Below are 24,571 nucleotides of genomic sequence, written 5' to 3' on the forward strand. Positions count from 1 at the left end.
TTTGTCCGACGTCGCGGCTTTTGGCCAAGCTCACGACGGCCGAGCCGGTCTGATCACGTCGGAGATGCGCGCGCGGCGGCGCCTCGGCTTAATGGCCGAGATAGCCTCGGCGGCACGGCGGGGCGGCGACTGGACGCGTTTAAGTCGAGCCAAGACGCGGAAGCGTGGCTACAACCTGTTTCTCGCGAAAGCAGCCATTCCGGTTCGCTGATTTCTCCCACAAGGCGCCGATTTCCGCCTGCTACACCCGAAGGGCGGAGCGCCGACCCGGAAGATCGCGATCTTGCCAGCGCCCGCACGGCATCGGCTGTGGCGCCTCGATCAAATACGCTTGGCACGCCATCACAGTTGATGGACCAAGCGCGACGCCTTCGCGACGCGGCGCCCCCATCAAACCGATTTCTTCTTGCCCGGATACATCGGTTCGCTCTGCGCCCACCACTTTTGCCCGTGAGTTTCTTGAAGTACACGAATTCGCCAAGCCGATCTTGAGTATCCCAGGAGCTCAGCAGCTTGGTACTGAGGCAGCATTCCGTGCTCCAAAAGCGGCTTCATCCGGGGGAAGTACTCCAAGAAAAGCCGTTCGCGTTCATCCCGCATCTCAACTTGCTTTTCAGCTCTCGGCAAGGAAGTCAGTTCCTGGATGAGTGGATAATCTTTCGGATTGAGAGGCGGCATCCAATCGGCTTTCTCGTAGGCCGACCGTTTCCGAGCTAAGAGGGGCAGCCGTGTAGGAAAGCGGTCCGTCAGGAGCGTCATTGCGAAGTCGTCGTCGTTGATCGCTTGTCCAAGAAGCCCCTCGAATGGGTCGATCTGAAGTAAGAGGTCCAATTCACGACCCGCTTCAAGCTTGGGCTTCCTTCCGCGGTACGGTCGCCCCGTGAGGAACGCAGCACCTTCGGCATCAAGAACTTGCCCAGCTATCTCCGCACAGAAAGCTTTCAGCATGGTCGCGACCGGCGCCCCAAGATCCAACTGTTTCGCCAGCGTGAGAAGGGTCAGGCTGTAAGAAGACTCCTCTAATGGACGCCCTGAGCGGGTCACGAACAAGTGGTCGTCGTTGGTGACCGGCCGGCTCGACAGATAACGCCGGACGGCAAAGCTCAAAGTGGCGGGAGCCTTGTGCCGTCGGAGCTTGCGATCCTTGATGCAAAAGCAGCCTTCGCCGTCATGATCGAACCACCATTCGCTTTCGTATACCTGCTCCTTCGCGTCTCTCGGTCTTAGCATGAGCTTGGCGAGCGGCTTGATGCCGATATGGGCCAAGGCCATAAAACATATGATAGCGACCTGCCTGGCCGCAAACGCCCAATTATAGTTGGCGGCAACCAACCAGAAGGGCAGCCGAAGAAGACAAAGAACATCCCCGGGCTGCAGCAGCGTGATCCCAGCGCATGAACTCGGGACAGGCGCTGCGATGGTTTCCAGGACTGGGATGTCATCCGAATTCTCAGGCATGTTCGGCCTGTCCTTTATTGTCGGCTAGTTGCGTGTAATGGCGCCGCTTCCTGCGCACGATCAGACTGCGGGGCAGGCTGTCCATAGCTCTCGTATCGAGGTCCGCGATGACGCTGGGGTGTTCGCGGCGAAGTATCTCCAAAGCATCGTCCCAGGCACCGTGATATGCGATTGCCATCGCCATCTCGTGCAACTGCTCGAATCCGCCCGGCATTTTGCCCCAAGCACAGTGGCTGCGGAGTTTGCCAAAAATGCCATCCATCGCTCGACGGCAATCCAAGGTCCGGGCGGATCGGCCCGTGGGATTTTGGATCCTTGGATCGAATACGTGCGCGATGGCTTCCCATTGGGCTTCGTTCAAGGCACAATCGCCATCACGCAGGAGACGTTCGGCAATGTCGGTCGGCCCGATCTCCGGTCCTTGCTGCTTCCTGCGCACCACCGCACTGCGGGGCAGACTGTCCATAGCTCTCGTACCGAGCTCCGCGATGGTGCTGGGGTGTTCGCGGCGAAGTATCTCCAGAGCTTCGTCCCAGGCACCGTGATACGCGATGGCCATCGCCATCTCGTGCAGCTGTTCGAACCCGCCCGGCATCTTTCCCCAAGCACAATGGCTGCGGAGTTTGACAAGAATCCCTTCCATTGCTCGACGGCAATCCAAGGTCCGGGCTGATCGGCCCGTCGGATTTTGGATCCTTGGATCGAACACGTGCGAGATGGCATCCCATTGGGCGTCGTTGAAGGCGCAACCGCCATCACGCAGAAGACATTCTGCGGTCTCGGTCGGCCGGATCGCCACACGGGCGACACGAGAGTAATGGGCGGCGCGACGCCGGTTCGCCAGCCGGCTGAGATTCAATCCGTCGAGCCAAGTGGGATCGCGATCCCCTAACGTGCTCACAAGGACTTCGACACCGCCGGCGGCGATCAGTCTTTGCATCGCGTTGTAAACTGCTTGCTTCGGCCCGAAAAAGCGCGGTATCGCCGACAGAGGCATGCTTGTGCGCAGCAAGAAGAGCAGGCAATGCACAACGGTGCGAGTATCGGTCGACCGGTGTCCGTTGTGGTCGGTCTTTGTAAGATCGGGCAACCCCGGGGCGACTAGGGCCCACTCCTCGTCGGTCAGGGCATGGAGACCGCTGGCGGCCATCTGGGACATGTGGTCCAAAGATCCGGAGTTGCTGCCCGTGTAACGGAACGGAAGGACGATCTCCTTGCTCAACTCCTGGGGAGCGAATCCGCAGGCTGCCACCTCCTCTTTGGTGAGAAAGTAACGCTCCCACTGCATGCTGATCAGAATTCGGACAACACCCCGGCGCTCAGCGTCGCGAAGCAAACGGATTTCCCTGACCCCTTTCCGGAGCGCAATGACGAACGCGCGCTCGCGATCGTCTTTCGGGATGAACGGAAGCCTCTTACGCAACAATTCGAAGCCGGTTCGCAACGTCGCTTGCGTATCGTCAAAATCGATCGCATCCACCGAAATGCGAGGCAGCAAAGCCAGTCGCTCGCGAACTTCGGTGCGCTCCTTTTCAATCCGATCCGCTTGCTCCTTGACTTCGGCTGAGATGAACGCTTGCAGCATGGAAGCGCGGAAGATGCTGCTGTACTCGTCGTTCAGCCGTTGGAGAGAACTTTCCAACTCAAAAGCCTGCAGCTGGGATTTATCGCTTTCCGCCGCCAGTTGTAGCTTGAAAGAAGAGATGAAGTTTGGCTGCAAAATACCATCCAAGAACGGCACGACCGTGTCATAGATCGCTTCTTCCACCAAATCTGCGGACAAGCTTCTGGTGACGCACTTGCATTGCTTTTTCAAGGAACAGCTGTATCTGTGCGTTCGGCTGCCAGTCTCCTCGTGTTGCATGTTGAACGACGTACCGATATCGCACTTCGGCACGCCGAAAATCGGCATCGCGGGATCACCCACGATGCCCGACTTGCGGTTTTTGGCCCTGGCTTTGACTGCCTCGTTTGCGGCACGAAACTCGTCATCGCTAACAAGCCTGTATCTCTCGTCTTTTTCGGTGACCCAGGTATACTCCGGGTTGGCTTTGACGTTGTATTTTCTGGGCTTCTTCAGCCTGGTAAGGCCTGCCGCCTTAGAACCTCGGTGGATCTTCTTAATCGTCGTCTTCCGGTATCTGATGCGACCGATATAGATGACGTTCCTGACAATGAAGAGAATTGTGGTCGCATGCCAGATAGTATCGCCGCTCGGGCTGATTACCCCATCCTTCATAAGCTCGATGGCTAGATCTTCAGCCGACATTCGGACGATGTCGCGAAAGATGCGCTTTACTGTACCAGAGTGAACCTCATGCGGCCTGGGCTGACCGCGCCTCGTCGTTTTTTCAAACCCGAAGTTCCAGCCCCACGGAAGTCCTTTTCGCTCCTTCACCAAGCCGTCGAGGCCGTGCATGCTGCGCTCTCGCCGGAGCTTGGAATCGTTCTCCGCCTCGATCGCGGCCCTCGCGGCATCCTCTTTCGTGAATTTCCTTTCGCTGCGAGCGCAATGAAGTTCGACGTTATTTTCCTCCAGAATCTTCCAGAATTGGAGACTGTCAAACAATTCGCGAGAGACGCGGTCGAACTGATAGAAGACGACAACGTCGATCTCATCGGACTCGATGGCCGCTATGAGCGCGTCCATCTGTTCTCTGTCCATGTTCGTGCCGGTCTTACCCCTGTCGGCGAAGACATGATACGATTTCGTCCTCAAGTGGAATTCAATGTAGTCACCGCACATACGGACCTGTTGCTTGATGGTCCATTCCTTCTGCAACTTGCTTGAAAAGCGAGCGTAGATCGCAACGCGCAAACGGCGCCGGCGACCCTGCGGGGCTGGTTTCTCCAACTCCGGCTGGCTGCGCATCGTCAGCATGTCGATGTCGTCGAATTTCTCCTTGGCCTGCCCTCGCGTTGACTGGTCTCGCCGGCCCGGACCGTCTGAGTCATCGTCGACTTCGAAGTCCTCATCAAATTCCGAGTTGTCCTTCTCCGTCGCGTCCTGCTCTTTCCTGGCCATTCGCCGGCGCCGTGGCTGTTGCAGTTCGAGCGTGTCCAACGCCGAATTGGTTTGCACCCGAACGGTCGGGCGAACGATGTTCGCGTTCTGGGCAACAGGCGCCTGAATGGATGAAGCGCCAGTTTCCGGCGCCGCCGGCAGCACCGCTCGGTCCATGGCTACCTCGGTAGACACCAACAGCCAGTCTCGATCGAGCAGGCTCTCTCGGTTTTTCTGAGTGCCAACGTAGACGGGCATGCTCAGGAAGCCTCATGACGCGGTGTGGCGCCGTTCGGAATCCTGGGAACGCGTTCAACGAGGAGCATGCGAGCCGAGCGCTTCCTCGTCGCATTTAACCAGTGTCCGGGAACCTTTTGTTCGACGGCTGAAGAATACATGTTGTGAAAGATACGTATTCAAAATAGAATTGTCTAGCTTGGCTTGCTTGCGGAATGGGATTGCGGCCACACCGCTCTGGAGCATTGATGTCGGACTCTTACGCGCAATATGATCGCGAAGCCCAAAGACGGCGGACGAGCGCCGGCGTCATAAAGTTGGTTAAGAAGGGTGGTGTTCCAGGCGCCCTGCCGTTCGGATACCGGCCCGGCGCCAAGCGCGGCTTTCCCGAGATCTGCTCAATCGAAGGTCCCGCCGTGGAACGTGGCGTCCACTTGCTCACCGGAAATTCAGTCGTTTTCACCGCGAAACAGCTCACGTCTGAAGGGTTTAAGACCCGTTCGGGCGCCCCGATCACGCCAGGCATTGTACGTGGCATGGTGACGAATCCGATGATAGCGGGTGTGATCAAGTACAGAGACCTAGCCGCCTTGGCAGAGCACCTCCGGATTGTGCCGAACGCACTTTGGAACGCCGCCCAGAAGGCAATGCGAGCCAGGAAACATGCGAGATCATTGGGCTCAATGTCGCGTAGCTCGCGTTAGGCGCCACGAAGTCTGGACTGGTCAGGAGTCCGGCCGCCAAGGGCGTAGCCCGGATTTTACGGGCCAACAGCCGTCGCGATGTGCGAGTTGTCCTGTCCAGAGCCCGTGAACGGATGCCGGGTCGCTCTGCAGAAAGGATCGCTCGGACATCTCGGGTCACGCGCCTCTTCGGGGCGCCCGATCAGGTCGTCCTTGATCGTCTACCTGGCATCAGGAGCAGCAGGCACATTGGACGGCAGCAGCCCGCGATGACTCCGGTCCCATCTCGACCGGACAGGCAACGATGGCTATGCCATTATCTGCGCGGGGTCAGAAGCGGCCGGGCTCTTGGACGGATGTCCCACACCGCCCCTCGACTTGCGCGTGTTTCGCTGCACCGTTCAGCGTTGGCTGCTCAGGCCGCAATCAAACGCACCGCGGTCACCCCAATGGCACTTCTTTGCCACGAGGGCGATTGATCGCGATTTTCCCACTGAAGAGAGGCGCTGGCTTACTCCACGATTCGCAAAAAACCCAGCCACATCAGATAATTACCGGCTTTTCGCAAAATCCCCAAAGTCCGCCGCGGACTGGACAGTACACTATAGTGTACTGTCCAGTTCGCCAGCCGATTTTTGAATTTCTAAAAAAACTTATCGTGCTGAAGTTGAACGATGATTGGGCGCGTGACGGCCGCGGCCCGCATCCATGTGTCCAGACCCGCCGGTAGAGGCGCGACAACCTGCTTGCATCGGGATTGCCCGACGGGAACGGCGCCCTGATCTCAGCAGTCCGAACCGGTCCGTCTACACCCTACTTCGTATGACGCCGCTGCGCGAACCGCTTCTCCGGAATTCCCTAGCGTTTGCCAAGCCGAATGTCCTCGCAAGTCGGGGGCGCCGACCAAGGGTTGACGCAGTGAATATGTATGTTACACAAGTTAGCCATGAGGTCGCAAATGGGCGAGGGCATTGCAATGAAGGCGAGCACTCTGACGATGGGAGCGCCAAGAGGATGACGATCGGAATGACCCCGATCCTCGGAGGGACCGGAGATCAGCCGAATCCCTTCGCGGTACATTTTCTGCGAATGGTGATTGGTCTTTGGGCGACCGATTTTCCGGACGAGACAATCCAGGGCATCGGCAAAGCGGACGCCCTGGCCTTGACCGGCGAGATTACCGGCAAGTTGTACGGTCCGGAGGAATTCGCCGCAGCGCTCGCCGATCTCGACGTTTGCCGCGAGCGGCTCCGCGCCGCCCGTCTGCGGATCGGAGGCTGAGATGCCGCAGCCCTTTCGCCATCCGTGCGAAGGCCTGCCCGACCGGCAAGGAGAGCGTTCGATGTGGCCGCTGCCGGCGGCGAGCCCCGATGTTCAAAGAGGACGTTGGCGCTCCTCGTCGAGGCCGGACTCCTCGAGCGGCATGCCCGTCAGCACCGTTTCAACGATGGCCTGCCGCCGGCGTTGACCTTCGTCCACAGCGTACCGATCGCTTACCACATCGCGTGGTGTCAGTACTGGGCGACGCCACGCACATTGACGGTGAAGCGGAAAGCGCGCCGCAAGCCGGTCGGCGGTGATGAACCGATGTTACTCTAAGGCGCAGATTTTTCTCGCATGAGTAGAACATCAAGGAAACGGTAAGCGCAACGCACACTGTTTCAGCTGCCACCAAACGAATGAGGCGGAGCCTCTAACGATGACGAACGACAACGGAACCATCGAGTACTCCTCATCCGGCGCAACCATCGTCAGTGGCGAGGCGGTCGATGCCTTCCGCGTGCATTCGCTGTGGATGATCTGCGGCTTCTGGGCGAGGGGATTCCGCGACAGGACGATCCAAGGGATCACCAAGCGGCGGGCGCTCGAACTCGCCGGCGAGATCACGGGCAAGAAGTACGGCCTCGGGGACTGGAGCGAGGTCCGCGGGGACCTCGAAGCCAAGTGGCGATGCATCCTCCAGGCCGCCACCATCGTTCGCAAGGAGTGATACATGGGAATCTACAGCCCTACTGACGAGGACAGCCGGTTCAGGCGCTACGCCAATCTTGAGGAGATCTGCGGCGGAAGGATCACTGTCGAACGCCTTGAGGTGTTCAGCAAGGCAATCCCGGAATTTCGCCTGTTCATCGAAATGATGGGCCGGCTTCTCGAGCCGGCCGAGGAAGAAGGCAGTGAGACTCAGACGAAAGCACGATCCGACAGCTAGACAACTCGCCCGTCACTCCCATGCCCGTCGGAATCAATATCATGAGTACTTAGATGAGCGACAGCGAACAGAATCTGGATCCAGCGCATCACTCCGGCCTACGATCTACGAAGGCCCGGGGCTAGGCCATGCTGGGTTCTTGCGCCGGAGTTCAGACCTCGCCTCATGCGAATTAAACAGGCTCGAAGCCTCGTAGGGGCACCTTGTGGCGTATGTTACTATCGGTCAAATCGGACGACGATACGGCAAGGCACGAAGCTGGAGCATACATGCAGGCGTATGACGCCGCTTGACTGAAGTTGGCGAAGGTGCCTCCCTCGGATACGTGCGCACTCCGGTTCTCATGACGCGTTGTGACGCCGAGACGCTCGTCAAGGGATGCGAGCGGCTAGGTCGCACCGAGACGCCCGCCCTCACCGCTTACGTAGCAAGGGTCGAAGCCGAGAACATCCGGCATGCGGCCAAGTGTAAGCCTATGCCCTGCGCAAGGCCGGTTCTAGGATCCGTGCGTCGATAGCTTCGGCTCAGGATTCGAACTCTGCACTCGAATACGTATTGCAAGAGAGCTAGACCGTGCCCAAATTCATCATGGCCGATCCAGGTGCCGGCTGGCTGGACGCACATCTGGAGAGCTCAGGACGATGCCGGCGATCGAAGCGACGACGACGGCCGCTTCGCAACCCGCGAATACGATGGCGACCCGCACGACCATTTCGCCACATGCGGACGCCGCTTCGTATGTTATTTGACGCGCCGCGCGGAATTCCACCGCAAATAATTGACGTAGTCGGGCTCGGCAACGACCAGGTCGTCGACATCGTTCCGTGAGCTCATTGGCAAATCATCAGTCGCTGGCTGGATCCGCCGTCGAAGCTGCCTTCCGGACCGCTCGTGTGGTCGTTCCACAGCTCCTTGAGTTTTCCTTGAACAGAGAGACAAGGCAGGGAAACCGAGGTTGGCTGTGCATCTCGTCGGCGTCGACGTTGTCTCGTCTGGACCACCGAGGACGGGTGCCAAATTGTTGCTGCTGACGATTTGGACGTTCAGATCTAGTCCGACGATAAGGCCGCATATTCGACGTCTTAGTTCGAGCGATTGGCGACGGGGAATTCCAGTCGATTCCGTCCGACCGACGATCGGTGGTGGAATGTACCGGGGAATGATCGGATCTCCTCGTCGGCTTTGTGGAGGTCGATCCCGCCACGGCGGCTCAAGCGGACGCTCCGATCTGTCCGCACGTAACGGTATATGACTTCGGAACACCAGTTCGAATGGTGTCGGCGCGAGTCTGGTAACTTCATTTTAAGAAGTTATCTGCTCTGCTGAAGCAATTCTAGTGTGACATCGATTCGGGCTGCGGCGATCGGCTGTCCTGCACTTCGAACGAAGATGCGCTTAGGCGAATAAAGCCACGGGCAAGGATGGCACGCTAGAGTCCCATCACGCTGTTTCGTCACGCAGGATCGAATATGACCCAAATAGGCTTCGTCGTACCTTCCAATAGCTCCGGCGCCGTCAAGACAGGAACCGCCGGCGGCGGAAGCGCCGATGGCCGGTACATGATAACGACGGGAGCCTACGGTCATGCCTTCGATCTCATCCTTTCACGGGTCGCGGATCAAGATGGCTCCATGAATAATACGCTCACCTACAATAGCTTCGATGGTGAAACTAACGGTACATTCTCCGCGGTTACGGAGTCCGGATCGGGAGCCGATATGCAGACGGCCTATCAGGCCCTGTTGCTGAATATGCAAGCGAACGGCGAGGCGAGCGATACCGCCGTAAAGCAGTTGAACGACGCGTTCGATCGGCTGGAAGTGAAGTCGAATGACGGCAAAGTAGATGCGACGGTTTCAGGGGGCGGGATGCTGGTCGAGGCGGGCGGTCCCTTCTATTTCAAGGGGATCTCCACATACCAAAACAATGTCGTCGACGGGATCATCAACGGCGTGTTCACGCAACTTCGTCACGATAGCACTGCATAGGGCGGTCAGATCGCTCAGTTCGCCCTTCGTTCTTGGATCATTGAGCCGCGGAGCGACTTTCCGCGGCTTCGCCCTATCGCTCAGATGATCAGCCAGCGTTTGGCGAAAGATCGCCGGGCCTGTCCAATTGCGGCATGTCTAGGCTCTACTTGAGGGGTTCCGGTCGTCACGTGCGACGGATATTCACTTGCCGCACCTCCCGCCGCTCAATAAGATTACAACCATCATCTGATGGACGACTTCCTCATGAGCTTGGACGATCATCCGACAGTCAGGGCCGTGCGGGCTCGAGGTGGCCAATCTCCCTCAACCGCGCCCGCTTCTTCTGAGCTTCTCAAACAGATCGCCAGGGATTGCGGAGCCGACGACGTTGGCATCATCGAGTTCGAACGCGCGGCGATAGCGCCGCAGCGAGATTACATCAGGAAAGTCTACGGTCGCACGCGATCGCTGCTCGCGTTTGTCTGCCACATGAACCGCGAGCCGGTCCGCTCGCCCACGCGATCGGTCGCCAACGAAGAGTTCCACAGCACTTACGATTGCGTCAACGAAACAGCACGCGCCATCGTCCGCGCGCTGGACGATCACGGTATTCCGGCATGTAATTCGGTTGCCGCTTTTCCAATGGAGATGGACCTCCCTAGGATCATGATGGTTCAGCACAAGCCGATTGCGGTCGAAGCCGGGCTCGGACGCATGGGGATCCATCGCAGCGTTATCCATCCGAAGTTCGGCAGCTTCGTCCTGCTCGGAACGGTGCTGCTCGGATGCGATGTGGACGCTCACGATCAACCAATCGACTACAATCCCTGCTTGGAGTGCAAGCTATGTGTTGCAGCCTGCCCGGTCGGTGCGATCAAACCAGACGGCGGCTTCGACTTTTTGTCGTGCCATACCCACAATTATCACGACTTCCTCGGAAACTTCGCGCAGTGGGTTGAGAAGGTTGCGGATTCGAAGGACGGAAGAGATTACCGCGCGCGCGTCTCCCGGACCGAGACGCTGAATGTCTGGCAGTCGCTCTCGTTCAAGCCGGGCTACAAGGCTGCTTATTGCATATCGGCATGTCCCGCGGGCGAGGACGTCATCGGCCCCTTTCTCCAGGATCGAGGCGCCCACTTCGCCGATGTGGTGAAGCCGCTGATCGACAAGGATGAATTCGTCTATGTGATTCCGGATACGGATGCCGAAGATACGGTGACGCGGCGGTTTCCTCACAAGAAGATTCAGCGTGTCGGCTCGGGTCGCCATACCGGTAGCATCCAGGCGTATATCTTCTCGTTGTCCTTAGGATTTCAGCGTGGCAAAGCCCGGGGCCTCGATCTCGTGACCCATCTTCGCTTTACTGGGACAAATCCCTTGGACATGACCGTTGTGATCAGGGGCAAGGACATGCAGGTCTTGCCGGGGAAGCATGTCGGAGAAGCGCCGTTGCTCATCACGGCCGAGTCTTCGGCGTGGTTGCGCGTTCTGAATGGCGACCTAGAACTCGCCCAGGCCATCACCTCAAACTTGGTGAGTTACAATAACGAAGAGCTGTTCGCCTCTTACATGCGATGCTTCCCGCTCTGAATGGTGCGGTCTCGCAGAAACCCGAAGTAGCCCGATCTACATGCGCCGGGTGATCAACGATAGAGGAAAGTAACCACCGGGCGTAACTATTCCAGTCGATTGGTTGGTAGTCCTTCGATGGTGCCTTCAGCCGATGCTGCATCGGTGGGTTGCAGGGCGGTTTCGTAAGCTCTAGTATCGCGAAATTCGAGAAGATCTCCGTCCGGCATGCTACGGAGTGCTGCGGCATGACGGGCAGTTCGCTATCTTTAGCTGATCGCGTCCATCATCATGCCCGACGTCGACAATAGCCCCTCCCAGCAAGAATACGTGTATCTCATTCACGGCACGCAACCGAACGGCCCGCGTCAGAATGAGACCGACTGGTGGCAACGGCATAGCGTCTTCGCAAAACATCTTTCGGAAGCGCTTGGTCAACGCTTCAGGTTCACCGAGTGGAAGACCGACGCCGTTAGGAACGACTACTTCACCTGGCTGGGGAGCAATTCAGAATATCAGAGAAGAATAGCGGGCGAGGAGCTGCTCGACTGGCTTGTATCCACGGAGAGGCTCGGGTCGGGATACCACTTAGTGGCACATAGCCACGGCGGCTCCGTGATCTGGCATGCACTGAAATTGGCGGAAATGCGTGGTGTTCGTCTGGGGCGGCTTCGCTCCTGGACCACAGTAGGTACGCCCTTTTTGGGGCATGGACTGACCTCTCTGTATCCCTTTCTTCTAGCTATCGTTTGTTTCGTGCTTGTCGCGACTGTCCCAGTGGCCAGCCGCCTATTCGAGGGTGTCCACAACATCGGCTCGTTCCATCGTGTTCCTTTTGTCGGCGCCGTCCTTTCCTTTGGTCTTCTTCTCGGATGTGCGCTCCTGCTTTTGACATTTCTTGTCTACGCGTTGCTGTGGACGCGCCGATGGTGGCAGCTACGCAATGAGGCTCAAGCGGAAGATCGGGCCGCCGTGCGCTACGGAAAGGGACATTTCGCGCTTTGGCACGCTGATGACGAGCCGATTCTCGGGTTAGGAGCCACACTTTCCCGACCAGCAGACATAGCTCCTCGCGCACAACGTAGGGGAGCGATGGTCCAAACGAAGCGACCGGGCTTAGCCGGACTGGTCTACGACCGGGCAATAGCGCCGATCGCGGATCAATTCGTCTGGTGGCTGCTCATGAAGCGGCTGCAAGGATCGGACGTTTCGGGGTTAAATTGCCAAACGGTCGATATCGTTCCCAACGCGAAATTGCACCGTTGGCCGGCAATGGCGTCAGCCGCACTCGATCAGCTGAACGAATTGAGCAGCAGCGCTGCGCGTCGGACATTCGGGGGATTCCGCGCCCGACTTCGTGAGATCAGGAATTCCGGGGACGGGCGCTTGCTGCTCGACAGCATGCCTCGGGAGATGTGGAATTCCGTAATTCATATGAGCTATTTCGATGTGCTTGGCACCGTATCGCTGATCGCCAACCACATAAACCGGCATTCGATGCTTCTGCCTGCTGGCGGCTCGGCGGCCTCCGAACCAAAAAGCGGGACGCCGCAGTATCTCGAGTCCCCACCCGCCCGATCCTTCCAGCCATTACGGCTCTGGATCACCGCAACCGGCATTAGCATCGCAGGCTATGTCCTGCTGGTGTTTGCCTTCGTACTTTCGTTCGACACGTTCATCTGGCCATCCGGCTACCCGTTTCAGCTTCGGGCTATCGTGTCCCGCGTCATGGACGCAAGCTTTTTGGCCAACCGGGACAACGATTACGTCGGGTACATCCTTGGAGACCTCAAGGCGCTTGGCTTGCTGAGCAAGCCAATTCCTCTGCTCGACACCATCGTCGAAGCCGAGCTTGCGGTTACGAGCGCCCAAGTACTTGCGTTTTCCGCAGGACACCGCGGCGATTGGAAGGGTGTGCAAGAGCTTTCAAACTACAGCAGAAGTGTCGCCGTAGGGGTCGAAAATTGGGAGCGCGTCAGAGCCACGATTCTGCTCCAAGGGCTCGCCGGCATCATCGTCTCAGGACAGGCGTCCACGAGCCAGCAGATCGAAGAAACCACGAAGGCGGCGAACGAAGCTGGCGCCTCGGGCCAGCAGTTCGCGTTTCTTGGTAGTTCCGTATTACTCACAGTCGATCCATCGATTGATTTGCGCAAACTGCCCGGCTTCGATAAACATTTCTGCGAGAAAACAGCGGAAAATACGCATAGAGAGCGACCGACTGACCGGTGGGGTGCGGTGGTCTACGACCAGTGCATGAAAACCCATCCTGACGCATTCGAACGATATGGTACGCCGCTGAAGGAGACAATCGATGACCTGCCGCCGGAGCACCCTGCGGGCCTACAGTTCGTCGAGACCGCCAAGTGGAAAGAAATCATCGATAAAAGCCCTATCGAAGCGCGTCGCCTCCTCTTACTCAAGATAAATGGGCGGAAGCCTAGCTCTGAACAGCAGTACTCCGCCCTCTGGGACATCGTGTCTATGTTCGATTCGAAAGAAGAGGCGAAGGCGGTCGCTGAGATCGCCCATGAAATTTCCGCGATGGAAGCAGATCAGGACGTCTTCTTCGAGAAGGACGACTTGGAGCGGATGAAGCTCAAGACGGTCGACATGCTCGGAAGGTTTGGCCTCGCTGGCGAGGCTGCGGCCTTCGTTGATCGGGTCGAACAGCGGGCCCGAATGCCGTCGGCTCTATCGCCCCTCCACGCGAAGGTCGATCAGTTGCGCACGGCTGCCGCCTTGAACCTGCAACTGAAGCGGATAGATAGATCGCGCGCGTTGCTGGTTGTCGCTGCCGATCTCGTTCTTCCTAAGACCATTGTCGGGGGCATCGGATCTCGGGGGGCAGTCCGGCGAACGACGCAGCGAACCGACCGCGAAGTCGTTGGTTTGTTCGATCTCCTCGTTTCTCTCGCGAAGGCGGCGACCGACGTCGACAACTCGACGGCGGCACGCCTCCTGGCGTATGCCCTGCAGAGCGCTTCGCTCGACCCCCGACCGGAACCAAGAGCGGTAAAATTTGCGGTCTTGGCTCGCCGCTGGGCGGAAATCGGGCGGCTGATAGATGCCCGAGAAGCATCCGAGCGAGCGGGGGCGATGACCGCTGAGAACCAGTTCTCCGACGATGGCGATGTTGAGGACGTCATCTACGGCTCCAAGGAGGTCGACGCTGGCGGTATGATCGGAGCCTACCTTGCAATTCTCGACGTTATCGTTGACAGGACTGCCGCCGCGGAAGCGGATCGCTTGGCTGTGAGCCGACCGAAACGAATATTGGCGCCGTCCACCGTCGCGCTGACAAGCTCGGGCGACTGAAGTACAGGGCCCGAAGTCTCTTTGCGTCAGCCACGGTCGTAAAAAGAATACTGGTGAAGTCGCGTCGCGAACCCTACCGAATGAACCAGTCGTTGCGGGTTTGATTAGCGTGCTCGAATGCGTTGCACTCCCACGCCAGCATGCCGATTTGGGGCTGTCGCGATAGTTCTGAGCGGTCGATGAGGGCGACCTTCACGCCATCGTCGGTGGAGACTAAGTGCGATCAATACCTACTCGTAACGGTCTCGGTCTCGTTCCCGTAAGTCGGAGCGCCTGCGCCTCTCTAACACTTGCGCGCCGCAAGCCCGGCCCTTCAGGTCCGCGACGAGGCGCGCACCCGAAGCAATGCCAGGCAAGAAGCGGTGCCACGTGCCCGGAATAAGGACGAAGGTATAAAGACGGACTAGCCCCAGACGTTCTCAGCCTTGTGTACGCAAGTTAGCTCGACCAAGTGTCTTGATCGCTGCAACCTTAGGATCGCCCCCTCCGCATCGGGAGGCAAGGGCAACGTGAAGAGGTTCCTAGGGCTTCCCCTAGTATGCGGTCCCCAGTTCCCCGCTAAAATTCCAAGTAGGGCCGAAGCGATCGGCTCGAGACGTCCGTGAACGCGCCGGCGAGGCGCGCATCCCTGGAGTTGCCGCAATGACCGACGGGATCGGTAGATCCACGAATCCGGGAACGGCCACGAACGAGCAGACGTTGCCGGTCGACGGCCAGCCGGCCTCGTTCAGGTACAAGAACCCGGGAGCACAGTTTCCGAGCAAGGAGGCGGCCAGGTTCGGCCAACTCGGCTTCGGCAAGATAGACCACGATCGCTACAAGATCGCCCTCTTCCCGCACCCGGTGAATGGAGCGGCAGCCAATTTCGACCTGCTCAACCGCAACTATACCGGCATGTCGATCGGTGAGGCGGGCACGAAGTGGACGGGCGCGAACGGGTTCGGCGTCCCCGGATACGACCCGTCCCGCATCCTCACCAAGCAGATGTTGGAGGACCGCGATCAGGCTATCGCGTTGCTTAAGGCGATTGCGACGAGGGAGTCGGGTCGCGGGACCAACTTGAGCGAAGAACAATGGCGTCAAGCGCATGACATGTATAAGGCCGGCAGCGCGGACGTCTACCTCAACGGCCGTCCCGCGCCCGTGGCGGTCAATCCGATCGCGGGGGTCCCCTCCGGTGAAGGCATGCTCAAGCGTGCCCGCGAACACATCGGGGAGCAATACGTCAACGTCCAGGTCCCCAAGGACGACGCGGGCTACAAGGGGCCTTGGGACTGCGCCGAGTTCATCTCCTGGCTCATCTTCCAGGAAGGCCATACTCTCTATGGATGCGTCGACGATTCCGCATCTCCCGCCAAGGCCGATGCGTATACGGGCGCGTTCAAGATCGATCTCGCGCGTTTGGGGAAGCAGGTGTCCGTCGACCAGGCGGCTTCGACCATCGGCGGCATTCTGCTTCGCTATCCACCGGGTCCCGGCAAGATGGGACATATCGTACTCTGCGACGGAAAGGGCGGAACGGTCGAAGCGAAAGGAGCGCGTTACGGGGTCGTGGCCGACACGGTCCACGACAGGCACTGGGACGCCGGAATTCTGATCCCAGGCATCGCGTACGGGCCGGCCGGCGCGGTCGCGGTCGAACCTCCGACGTCGATCTATTGGCGCGGCGCCGCGGACATGGATTCTGGCGTGGTCGCGAAGATACAGACGGCTCTGCTCGCGAAGGGCTTCAACCCGGGCGTCGTCAACGGCGGATTCGGGACCGACACTGAAAGCGCGGTCGCTCAATTTCAGGAGCGGGAAGGACTGACGGTCGATGGTCAGGTCGGCCCGGAAACCGCGGCGGCTCTCGGCATCTCGCTTGCACCCGACGCGAATCTGATTGCCGTTACCGTCCCGCAGACGACGACACCGCCTGCCCCAGCCACCTCGCCGGTGGACGCGTACCAAGTGTTGGCGTTGATCATGGCTCTGATCCTGAAGGAGAATCCGATGACTACCGACCCCGCAAAGCCGGGCCAGACGGTCGACCCCATCGGCGTCCTGCTTCCGATCCTGCTTCAGGCGCTGCAGACCAACAAGCCGATTGACGTTGGCCAACTGCTGGGAGCTATCGTCGCGCCCCCGACCCAGCCCGTTCCGACCGGTACGGCAACGGTACCTGTGAACATGCCGACGCCGACCAACCGCTCCACTTCTCAACCGCAGCAATCGATCAACACCGTCTTGAGTGCACTTCTCCCCCTGTTGCTGCAGAGACTGACCGGGCAATCCGTCCCGGCACGCACGACTACCGCTGCCGCCACCACCCAGCCGCCGCCGGCGTCAGACGGCTCGGTCACGTCGAAACCGAGCGTTCAGATCGGCGCCGCGGGCCTCGGGATCACATCCCTTCTTCAGGCCATCGGCCTTCTCGCTCCTCCGTTCAGCACGGTGACGAATGCGCCGACCGGCGGATCGAGCCCCTTGGTGGGAACGCTCGCGACGGTGATTCCTCTAGTGGTCGCCGGCTTCGGCGCGACCAATGGCTGGTCGGCTCTCCTGGGGATAGGAAGCTCCCTTCTCAGTGCAATCGGTAGTGCCGCAAAAAAGCAGTAGCGGGGCCCCCCCGGGCATCGGCGGGGGAAAGCCTTCGCTTTGGCGCCGATCGTCGTCATGACGGCACTGCTCGGCACGATGCCATGGAGCGCACGGCCGCCCCGTCCAGTGGAGCGCGTTCGATGACCAAGCGGATAATCCTTCTGTCCGACGGCACTGGCAACGCCGCCGGCAAGGTCTGGAAATCCAATGTCTGGAGGATTTTCGAAAGCCTCGATCTGAGATCGAACGACCAGGTGGCATTCTACGACGACGGCGTCGGGACCTCGTCGTTCAAGCCCCTCGCGATCCTCGGTGGCGCGTTCGGCTGGGGGCTGAAACGCAACGTGCTCGATATCTACAAATTTCTATGCGCCAACTACGAGGAGGGCGATCAGGTCTACGCGTTCGGGTTCAGCCGCGGCGCCTTCACCATACGCATCGTCCTGGGCTTGGCTCTGAACCAGGGACTGGTGAAAGGCGCGACCGACGCGGAATTGTATGAAAACGCCAAGATGGCGTATCGCGCTTACCGCGCGGAACGATTTCACACGTTTCTTCATGTGGAACAGCCGCTCAGGAATATCCGCGATCTGTTCCTCTCCGCGTTGGGAAAGCGATACCGGAAGGCGGACAACCGGGAGCTCGGGACGGTCGAATTCGTCGGTCTTTGGGATACCGTCGCTGCCTACGGTCTCCCGGTCGACGAGATGGCGCGCGGCGTCAGCCAGTACATCTGGCCCCTCGAACTCCCCAATCGCGACTTCAACGAGAAGATCCGTTGCGCCTGCCATGCTCTGTCGCTCGATGACGAGCGGACGACCTTCCACCCGGTGCTCTGGAACGAGAAGAACGTACCGCCTGGACGGCTGAAACAGGTGTGGTTCTCGGGCGTGCATTCGAACGTCGGCGGCGGCTATCCCGACGACTCGCTCGCTTACATCCCATTGTATTGGATCATGAAGGAGGCGCAGGGCCACGGTCTGAACTTCAAGACGGTCCCCAACCAGCCGACGAATCCGGATCCCGACATGATGGCATTCGCAGAATGGCATCGCGACAAGGACGGGAGGTTGTACGACTCCAGAAACGGGCTCGGAGGTTACTACAGGTACGGTCCTCGGCGGATCGCGGACCTGAGCCGAGTACGCTTCTCCTGGCGCAAGGGCGATCGCGTGGAGAACGGCCTTCCAACCATCCACGAGACCGCGATCCTGCGGGCGCAGCTGGGAGCCCACCGGTACGCGCCGATCGGCATCCCCGAGGATTACCAGGTTCTCTCCGACGGTGGAGTCGGGCCACGCTCGACGATCGAAAGCGACGATCAGGCGAAAGCACGCCATGCGAAACAGGAGGAGATCTGGAATTTCGTCTGGCGCAGGCGAATCGTCTATTTCATCACGGTTTTCGCCTCTCTCTATCTGGCGGTCTACCCGCTGTCCCGGACCATTCATTCATCCGGAGAATTCGACAACGGCTGGACTCTGGTCTCGGGGATCATCAGAGCGGCCGGACAGGTCCTGCCCAGCGCGCTGACGATCTGGATCGACGCCTATGCTCGCGACCCGGCCCACTTTCTCCTCGTCGGTGCGCTCGTCGCTCTGCTGATCTGGCTGGGCGTCCGTCTCGGAAGTCGGATCAGCGACCTTATGGAGCGGGTATGGCGTTCCGGGCCGGAAGCACCGCGCTCCAGGTTCGTAGCTTGGCTCGGCATACCCGTCGCGATGATCGCGATCTACATCGTCATTCACGCCCACCTCCCTCCGACGCTCCGGCTCACGAAGGGAGGCGAGCAATTTCTCGACCATCATGTCGGTACCTCCTTGAAGGCTATCGCGATCGCGACGGTCATCGCGCTCCTTGCTCCTGCAGGACTGGTCTACCACCTCAGGTCTTGGGGTGGTTACCGGACTCTGGTGCGATGGACGAAGCTGTTCTTCTTGCCGTTGATCTTCGCCGCTTCGTTTCTGTTGCTGGGCGTGCTGTTCGTCAGTCACCTCGCCTTCAGCGTGGAGGAGGCGAACGGGTGGGCGTGTGAGCAAAGCGCCTCCATCACGCGGGCGATCGAAAGCGACGAACTGGGCGAACACGGAAAGCCCGTCGAGAACATTGGACTTCAGGCATGTCTATCGCCCGGTCTCGCCACATGCACGGCACCAGGGGCCCGACCCAGCTGCAGCAACGGACGCGAGGTATTCTGCGGCGAAGGGCAACCTGTCTGCGGCGGAAGCTTAGCATCCCCTGTCCCGGTATGTAGCGTCACGGTACCAGCCGAGAGAAACAAGCCAGCGTCGAGCCGCTTCGTTGGCTTGGGGGTTTGCCCGGCGATCTGCGAGAAGGAGCCGATCTCCAGCCAGGCGAAGAGGTTCGACATCGGCGAGGTCTGCCACAAGACGGGAATCTGGCTTGAAGAAGGTCAGAAATACCAAATCGCCGTCCTCGCACCGTCTCCCCGCGACGACGACTACGAAACGACGGCGTGGAGAGACGCCGACGGCAGCGTGGTGAGCACGCGCGGAGCGTCCTCGACCGGAGCGTGGGCGAAGCTCAGGGAAGTCATGATCTGGCCATTGAAGCGGCATCTGTTCGTCGAACGCTTCAAGGTCATCGCCCGTGTAGGCTCGATCGGAAGCGACGAAACGGTTCTCGAAGCGGACGATCCGAAGTCGAACGCGCTGAATGTCGAGATCGTGCCGAAGCGTCCAGGAGAGTTGTTCATCTACGTCAACGAGGCGGTGTGGGGTCTGCCCTGGCTCTACGACCGCTTCTATCGGAACGACAAGGGGCATGCGACGCTGGTCGTGCAACGTCCCCGTCAGGCCAATTGAGGCTTCATCGATGCTCTGGATCATCTTGTCTGCGGCCGCGGCGATAGCCACCCCATTCATCGTACCCGTGCTCGCGCCGGCGAACCGCGTCGGGGCTGCGGTCTCTGCCCGCTTCCTCGAACGCCCCGGCGGCATTCCCTCAGAACCGGGCGCCCCGCCCGTCCCCATCGACGCTAAATCCCTCCGGGCCTGGGCTACCGCCACCGGTACTTCGGCTTATGCGAGGGCCTATGCCCGCAGAGTGATGCCGATCGACTTGTTCTATATTTTCGCCTTCGGCGGATTTCTCGCGCTCGCGGCCTACACGCTCGCGAGCTCGGGGATCGTCACCGGCAATCCTCTCGGCAAGGTCCCCATTGTGGCATGGTTGGCGCTTCCCGCGCTTTACGCTCTGGCGGATCTGTTCGAAGACGCTCTTATTTTCGTCCTGTTGACACGACCTTCCGTCATAACCGACGCGTCCGTGGGCTTGCTCGCAGCCTTGAGGGCGACAAAGATCGGATCGAGCGCTTTGGCGCTGCTTCAACTCTTCGTTCTGGGCCTTGGGGGGCTACTTCCGCTCGGGTAGATTCCCGGGATCGAGCGACCCGAAGACTTTTCAGAACATTTTCCGGACGGCGTCATGAAGCGGCTCTGCGTGTTAATGGATGGCACTTGGAACGTACCGCAGCATCATACCAACGTTTGGCGTCTCGCCGAGTTGCTCGCGCCGTTCGATCCGGCAGGCGTATCGCAGGAGAAGGAGTACGTCGTAGGCGTCGGCACCAGCAGGATGAGCAGATTGATCGGGGCCTTCGGAAAAGGAATCAACGACCGCGTCAGAAGGGCCTATCGATGGTTGGCCGAAAGCTATTCTCCGGGCGATGAGATCTATGTCCTCGGCTTCAGCCGTGGTGCGTTCGAAGCGAGATCGCTCGTGGGATTTCTCGATCGTTGCGGCCTCTCGGTGAAGTCCGACGCACCGATCGTCGCGGAGCTGTTCGAACGATACCGGAGGCCGGACGTCGTCCCCCGCAGGTCCGAACTAGCGTCGATGGATCGCCTGCTGACCGTGGAAGAACGACGATTCCTGGATCGCACGAGGTCGGTGGAAGTCCGGTTCCTGGGAGTCTGGGATACGGTCCGGTACCTGGACATCCCCTTGGGCAATATCCGCGGCTTCAGTCGATCCGAAAATCTCTTCCACGAGATCATGAGCACGCGATCATGCCGCACGATCCGCCAAGCGATCGCCATCGACGAGCACCGCGAGCCCTACCGCGTCGAGCATTTCGAACTCCGCCCGGAGCGGGAGAATCACGTCGACATCGAGCAGCGTTGGTTCGCCGGCGATCATTGCGACGTCGGCGGCGGACATCTCGGCGGGATGATTTCCAACGTGCCGCTGCTCTGGATGCAGCAGGAAGCCGCCGCCGCCGGGCTCCATTTCACGACGCTGCAGCCGTTGACCGGCGATGAGCACGACTATTCGCTTCACGATACATACAGGAGATTTCTCGGCGGCAGCTTCGGTCTCGTCAGCAGCCGCGATTATCGCCCGATCGAAAGACGGCAGAGCATTCGGAGCACGATCGACGCCTCCGTCTTCAGGCGCTGTCGAGAGGACCGGCGCTATCGTCCCGGCAATCTTCGCGATTGGGCCGGGGACATCGGATGTGATCTTGGGCGCCAAGAGGGCGATCTCCGCTTCTGAAATGGTCAAGCGGAACGCCCATGCCCTCCTCCGATTGGAGGCCGTCCTAGGGGCTTCACTAGGTTTTCGGAGGTCGCCGATCTGACATTTTCCCCAGCGACATAAGAGCTTGGCCGAGGACGATTCAGGGATGTCCGAATCTATGAGCGAGACGATTGGAACGGCCGAACGCGGAGAAGTCGAGAGCCCGGCCGAAGCGACCGAGACCGAGCTTTTTCTGGTCCTGGAGGGGGGTGGCGCTCGAGGCATCGCGCATGTCGCGGCATGGGGCGTCCTGAACGAACTGGTGGCGAAACCATTTGACCCGACACCTTGCGACGTTCCTTCGGATCTCGGCAAAGATCGCTTCCGCCTGACCGCCGTTGCGGGCTCGTCGGCGGGTGCCATCGTCGCGGCCTTCATTGCGGCCGGCGCCAAGGCCGAGGATTTGATAGATCGGGAGGGACGCGTGCCGTTATGCGACGTCCTTGGCGTCGAGTATTTCTACGACATCTTCGGAATGAGAGAGTGGCGCCGTCTGAAGTACCTCAAATCGATCGGTGGGTCCGCCGGACCGCTTGCCGAAAAGGCATGGCGCTTCATCAGGGAGGAAAATCGACCTTGGCCGCAAAGGGCGAAGTCGTGGTTCTATCCGACCGGCGACATGTTTTTCTGGATCGTGGTCGCCAGCGTCGTCTTTTCCCTATTCTACTTCTGGCTCGACGATGCGGATATATTCAAGCGTCAAGGGGCGGAAGAGATCGTCTTTCTCCTGTTCTGGTTCGTCGCGAATTTCTGCTTCGCTCTCTCCAACACGATTTTGCGGGCCGTCGACAAAAGCAAGCGCCGCAGGAAGAAGAGACACTATTCCTGGAAGCTCTCTGCGGCCTTTCATCCGGGTTTGACCCTACTCGTTTCTCTTCTCGTCACGGCGATCGCCGTCAGAGGAATAGCGATGATCTCATGGGCCAAATCCGCGTTCTTCGACCTGATCGGATACCGTATTTCGGTCCTTTACCACGACGTTCCGATCTGCCTCCTGGCTCTGCGCGTTCTTTGCGGCTTGGCCGCAGGGTACTGGATCGTGAGCGCCATCCGTCGCTTCTGCAAGGGAACGGTGAGCAGCGGCAATCTGCAGATCGACTTAAATGACGCCTTCGCGGCGATCCTCCGCAAGTATCGACCTGATGCCATGGTAGGCCGAACCGAAGTCACCTTCGATGACCTTTATGCCGCAACCGGGCTCTCCTTGAGCATCGTCGCCTCGGACATCGTCAGGAACGACGTGGCCGTCTTCACCACCGAAGAGCACGGCTCGTTCTCGGTCGCGAAGGCCGTGACCGCGTCGTTGGCGATTCCGTTCGCCTTCCGCTCGATATCCGACGGCGAGCGTGTGCTTTTCGATGGAGGACTCATCAGTACTCTGCCGGCGTGGCTCTTTCGTAGACACCGCACGCGCGATCCGGATTGCCGCATTCTTGCGGTCGGCATCGAGTCCCGCGAACACGACACCTGGATGCAGCCCTTCTTCGATGCGCGTGCGCGCAGACTGGCGAAATGGGACAAGAAGTTCTCGAACCGACAACTGCGAGCCATTATGAGGGCGATCGGCAAAGCGCGCATCGTTTTGCTTACGCCGCGCCTATCCCTGTTCTGGCCGCTTCGGATCGCTATGAACGTCGGCAGAACTGCCGCCTTCGGGGGCCGTTCTCTCGATCTCGACTTCAGCGATCGGCTCGACAAGTTTCCGCTGCAACCTCGCATCGGTCTCCTCGAATTCGACATATCCGCGGAGAGGGCGAAGGCGGAGATCGAGCTTCTCAAGCAAGAGGCATACGTCTGGACCACCAACCTGCTTTGGCGCCGGAAGATCGCCTTCAACAACGTGTGCCAAGCGATCGAAGCGTCGTTGCGCAACCGACGGGATCCGAACAATCCGGTCTCCGAGGGCATCATCCGGGTATTCTGGTCCGAACGCGACGGTCCCTCGAAGGCCATGCGTATCAAGTTCACCTACGGTTTTGGGCGCGATCATCTCGACGATCGTCTCGTTCTGCCTTTCGGATCCAGCATGACCGCTTGGGCCGCACAGACCGGCCGCAGTCAATTCGCCCGGGCCGACGTCCTCAAGGAGCTCATGGGCGAACGAATGAACCGCTACCGGGACGCGGTCAAATGGAAGGATCGGGCGTGGTGCTGGGCCATTCCCGTGATCGACGAGCGCAAGATCTTTCAGGGAGTGTTGTCGATCGAGAGCGACAGGGATCTATCGCTGTTCGATCCGATTGTCGGTCAAGCGGCCGAGATTCGGTCGGACCTCTGGAAAGGGCCTGATGGAAAGTTGTTGCGCAAGCTCGACGGCAAGGTCCTCGAACCTGCCGATGAAAGGCTCGACGGCACTGTGGCGTTGCTCGAAGCGGACTGGCGTATTCTCGTCGAGGAGAGGTTCGTGACCACAAAGCCTGCAGAGGAGCGCCGCCCGCAAGTTGGGGTAATCCCGCCGCCGGCCGGCATCACTTCCAGGATCGTCTCGCTGCTTCTAGGATTCTTGCGTGACGATCGGGGGGCGTAGCGTCGAACGATCGCTGCAACTGAGCTTGTCGCCCGTCGACTTCCGCGATGAAACCGGAAAAGATCTCGAATTGGCGCCGTTGGATCGCCATCTCGTGAGCGAACTGCTCTTCGGTCAATGCCCCGCGCAACTGTTCCTCGACATACAGGCGATGCTCTTCCCAAGTCCGCCCGTATTGGTTGCGCGGAACATCGGGCTTCGTCGGAGCATCCGCACGGCCTTCCACTTGGAGAGTTTCGGCCGGGCTCTGGTCAGGTATTTTGGTGGTCATTCTCAAGTACCTGCGCATCGGAGCATCCTTCTGAATTTAAAATTCCTTCATTAACAATAGCTTAAGCCTCCGCAGCTCACGCGGAACAAAACACTTGACAGATGTGGGCCAAGATCGCTCGGCGCGCAAGTCCAGATTCGAGCGGTGATGCGGGCGTCGCATCAACGTCCGAAAAACGCCGGAGTTCCTGCGGTAATATGACA

At 59.5% G+C, this 24,571-nt stretch carries 16 protein-coding genes; 14 read left to right on the top strand and 2 right to left on the bottom strand.

The window, feature by feature from the left end:
* Window positions 1-390 precede the first annotated feature (390 nt).
* Together AC0L20_RS18835 and AC0L20_RS18840 are read right to left on the bottom strand one after the other, a co-directional pair.
* Window positions 391-1,458, bottom strand: coding sequence for a hypothetical protein (locus AC0L20_RS18835; protein WP_473290616.1), 1,068 nt, complete (start codon window positions 1,456-1,458; stop codon window positions 391-393).
* Entirely contained in the window at window positions 1,451-4,720 is a 3,270-nt protein-coding gene (locus AC0L20_RS18840) for a transposase (RefSeq protein WP_473290619.1), read from the bottom strand. Before AC0L20_RS18840 ends, AC0L20_RS18835 begins: the two co-directional genes overlap by 8 nt.
* A gap of 227 nt (window positions 4,721-4,947) precedes the next feature.
* On the opposite strand from AC0L20_RS18840, the gene AC0L20_RS18845 reads away from it, so the two are divergent.
* From AC0L20_RS18845 to AC0L20_RS18910, 14 genes are all read left to right on the top strand, one after another.
* On the top strand, window positions 4,948-5,403 hold the full coding sequence (locus AC0L20_RS18845) for a recombinase family protein (RefSeq protein ID WP_473290622.1): 456 nt from the start codon (window positions 4,948-4,950) through the stop codon (window positions 5,401-5,403).
* Between the two features lie 1,005 nt (window positions 5,404-6,408).
* On the top strand, window positions 6,409-6,663 hold the full coding sequence (locus tag AC0L20_RS18850) for a hypothetical protein (protein ID WP_473290624.1): 255 nt from the start codon (window positions 6,409-6,411) through the stop codon (window positions 6,661-6,663).
* Between the two features lie 105 nt (window positions 6,664-6,768).
* A complete protein-coding gene (locus AC0L20_RS18855; RefSeq protein ID WP_473290626.1) occupies window positions 6,769-6,981 on the top strand; it encodes a hypothetical protein in 213 nt (70 codons plus the stop codon).
* A 100-nt stretch (window positions 6,982-7,081) separates the two neighbouring features.
* On the top strand, window positions 7,082-7,372 hold the full coding sequence (locus tag AC0L20_RS18860; RefSeq protein WP_473290628.1) for a hypothetical protein: 291 nt from the start codon (window positions 7,082-7,084) through the stop codon (window positions 7,370-7,372).
* 3 nt (window positions 7,373-7,375) lie between these two features.
* Window positions 7,376-7,591, top strand: coding sequence for a hypothetical protein (locus AC0L20_RS18865; protein ID WP_473290630.1), 216 nt, complete (start codon window positions 7,376-7,378; stop codon window positions 7,589-7,591).
* Window positions 7,592-9,060: 1,469 nt separating this feature from the next.
* Window positions 9,061-9,579 carry a hypothetical protein gene (locus AC0L20_RS18870; protein ID WP_473290634.1) on the top strand — a complete coding sequence of 173 codons (519 nt, stop codon included), beginning with the start codon at window positions 9,061-9,063 and terminating at the stop codon, window positions 9,577-9,579.
* 231 nt (window positions 9,580-9,810) lie between these two features.
* A complete protein-coding gene (locus AC0L20_RS18875; RefSeq protein WP_473290636.1) occupies window positions 9,811-11,151 on the top strand; it encodes a 4Fe-4S binding protein in 1,341 nt (446 codons plus the stop codon).
* A 270-nt stretch (window positions 11,152-11,421) separates the two neighbouring features.
* Window positions 11,422-14,448, top strand: a complete 3,027-nt coding sequence (locus tag AC0L20_RS18880) for a hypothetical protein (protein WP_473290638.1) — start codon at window positions 11,422-11,424, stop codon at window positions 14,446-14,448.
* A 642-nt stretch (window positions 14,449-15,090) separates the two neighbouring features.
* Window positions 15,091-17,046, top strand: a complete 1,956-nt coding sequence (locus tag AC0L20_RS18885) for a peptidoglycan-binding protein (protein ID WP_473290640.1) — start codon at window positions 15,091-15,093, stop codon at window positions 17,044-17,046.
* A 122-nt stretch (window positions 17,047-17,168) separates the two neighbouring features.
* Window positions 17,169-19,853, top strand: coding sequence for a DUF2235 domain-containing protein (locus AC0L20_RS18890; protein ID WP_473290642.1), 2,685 nt, complete (start codon window positions 17,169-17,171; stop codon window positions 19,851-19,853).
* Window positions 19,854-19,863: 10 nt separating this feature from the next.
* Window positions 19,864-20,421, top strand: coding sequence for a hypothetical protein (locus tag AC0L20_RS18895; protein WP_473290645.1), 558 nt, complete (start codon window positions 19,864-19,866; stop codon window positions 20,419-20,421).
* A gap of 54 nt (window positions 20,422-20,475) precedes the next feature.
* Window positions 20,476-21,546 (top strand): DUF2235 domain-containing protein, encoded by a 1,071-nt coding sequence (locus tag AC0L20_RS18900; protein WP_473290647.1) that lies wholly within the window; start codon window positions 20,476-20,478, stop codon window positions 21,544-21,546.
* A gap of 109 nt (window positions 21,547-21,655) precedes the next feature.
* The gene (locus tag AC0L20_RS18905; protein ID WP_473290649.1) at window positions 21,656-24,097 is read left to right on the top strand and encodes a patatin-like phospholipase family protein; all 2,442 of its coding nucleotides are present in this window, start codon (window positions 21,656-21,658) and stop codon (window positions 24,095-24,097) included.
* Complete coding sequence (locus AC0L20_RS18910) at window positions 24,078-24,422, top strand: hypothetical protein (RefSeq protein ID WP_473290651.1); 345 nt, start codon at window positions 24,078-24,080, stop codon at window positions 24,420-24,422. The genes AC0L20_RS18905 and AC0L20_RS18910 overlap by 20 nt, the downstream gene beginning before the upstream one ends.
* The last annotated feature ends 149 nt before the right edge of the window (window positions 24,423-24,571 follow it).

The organism is Bradyrhizobium sp. Kon58 (assembly GCF_055807455.1).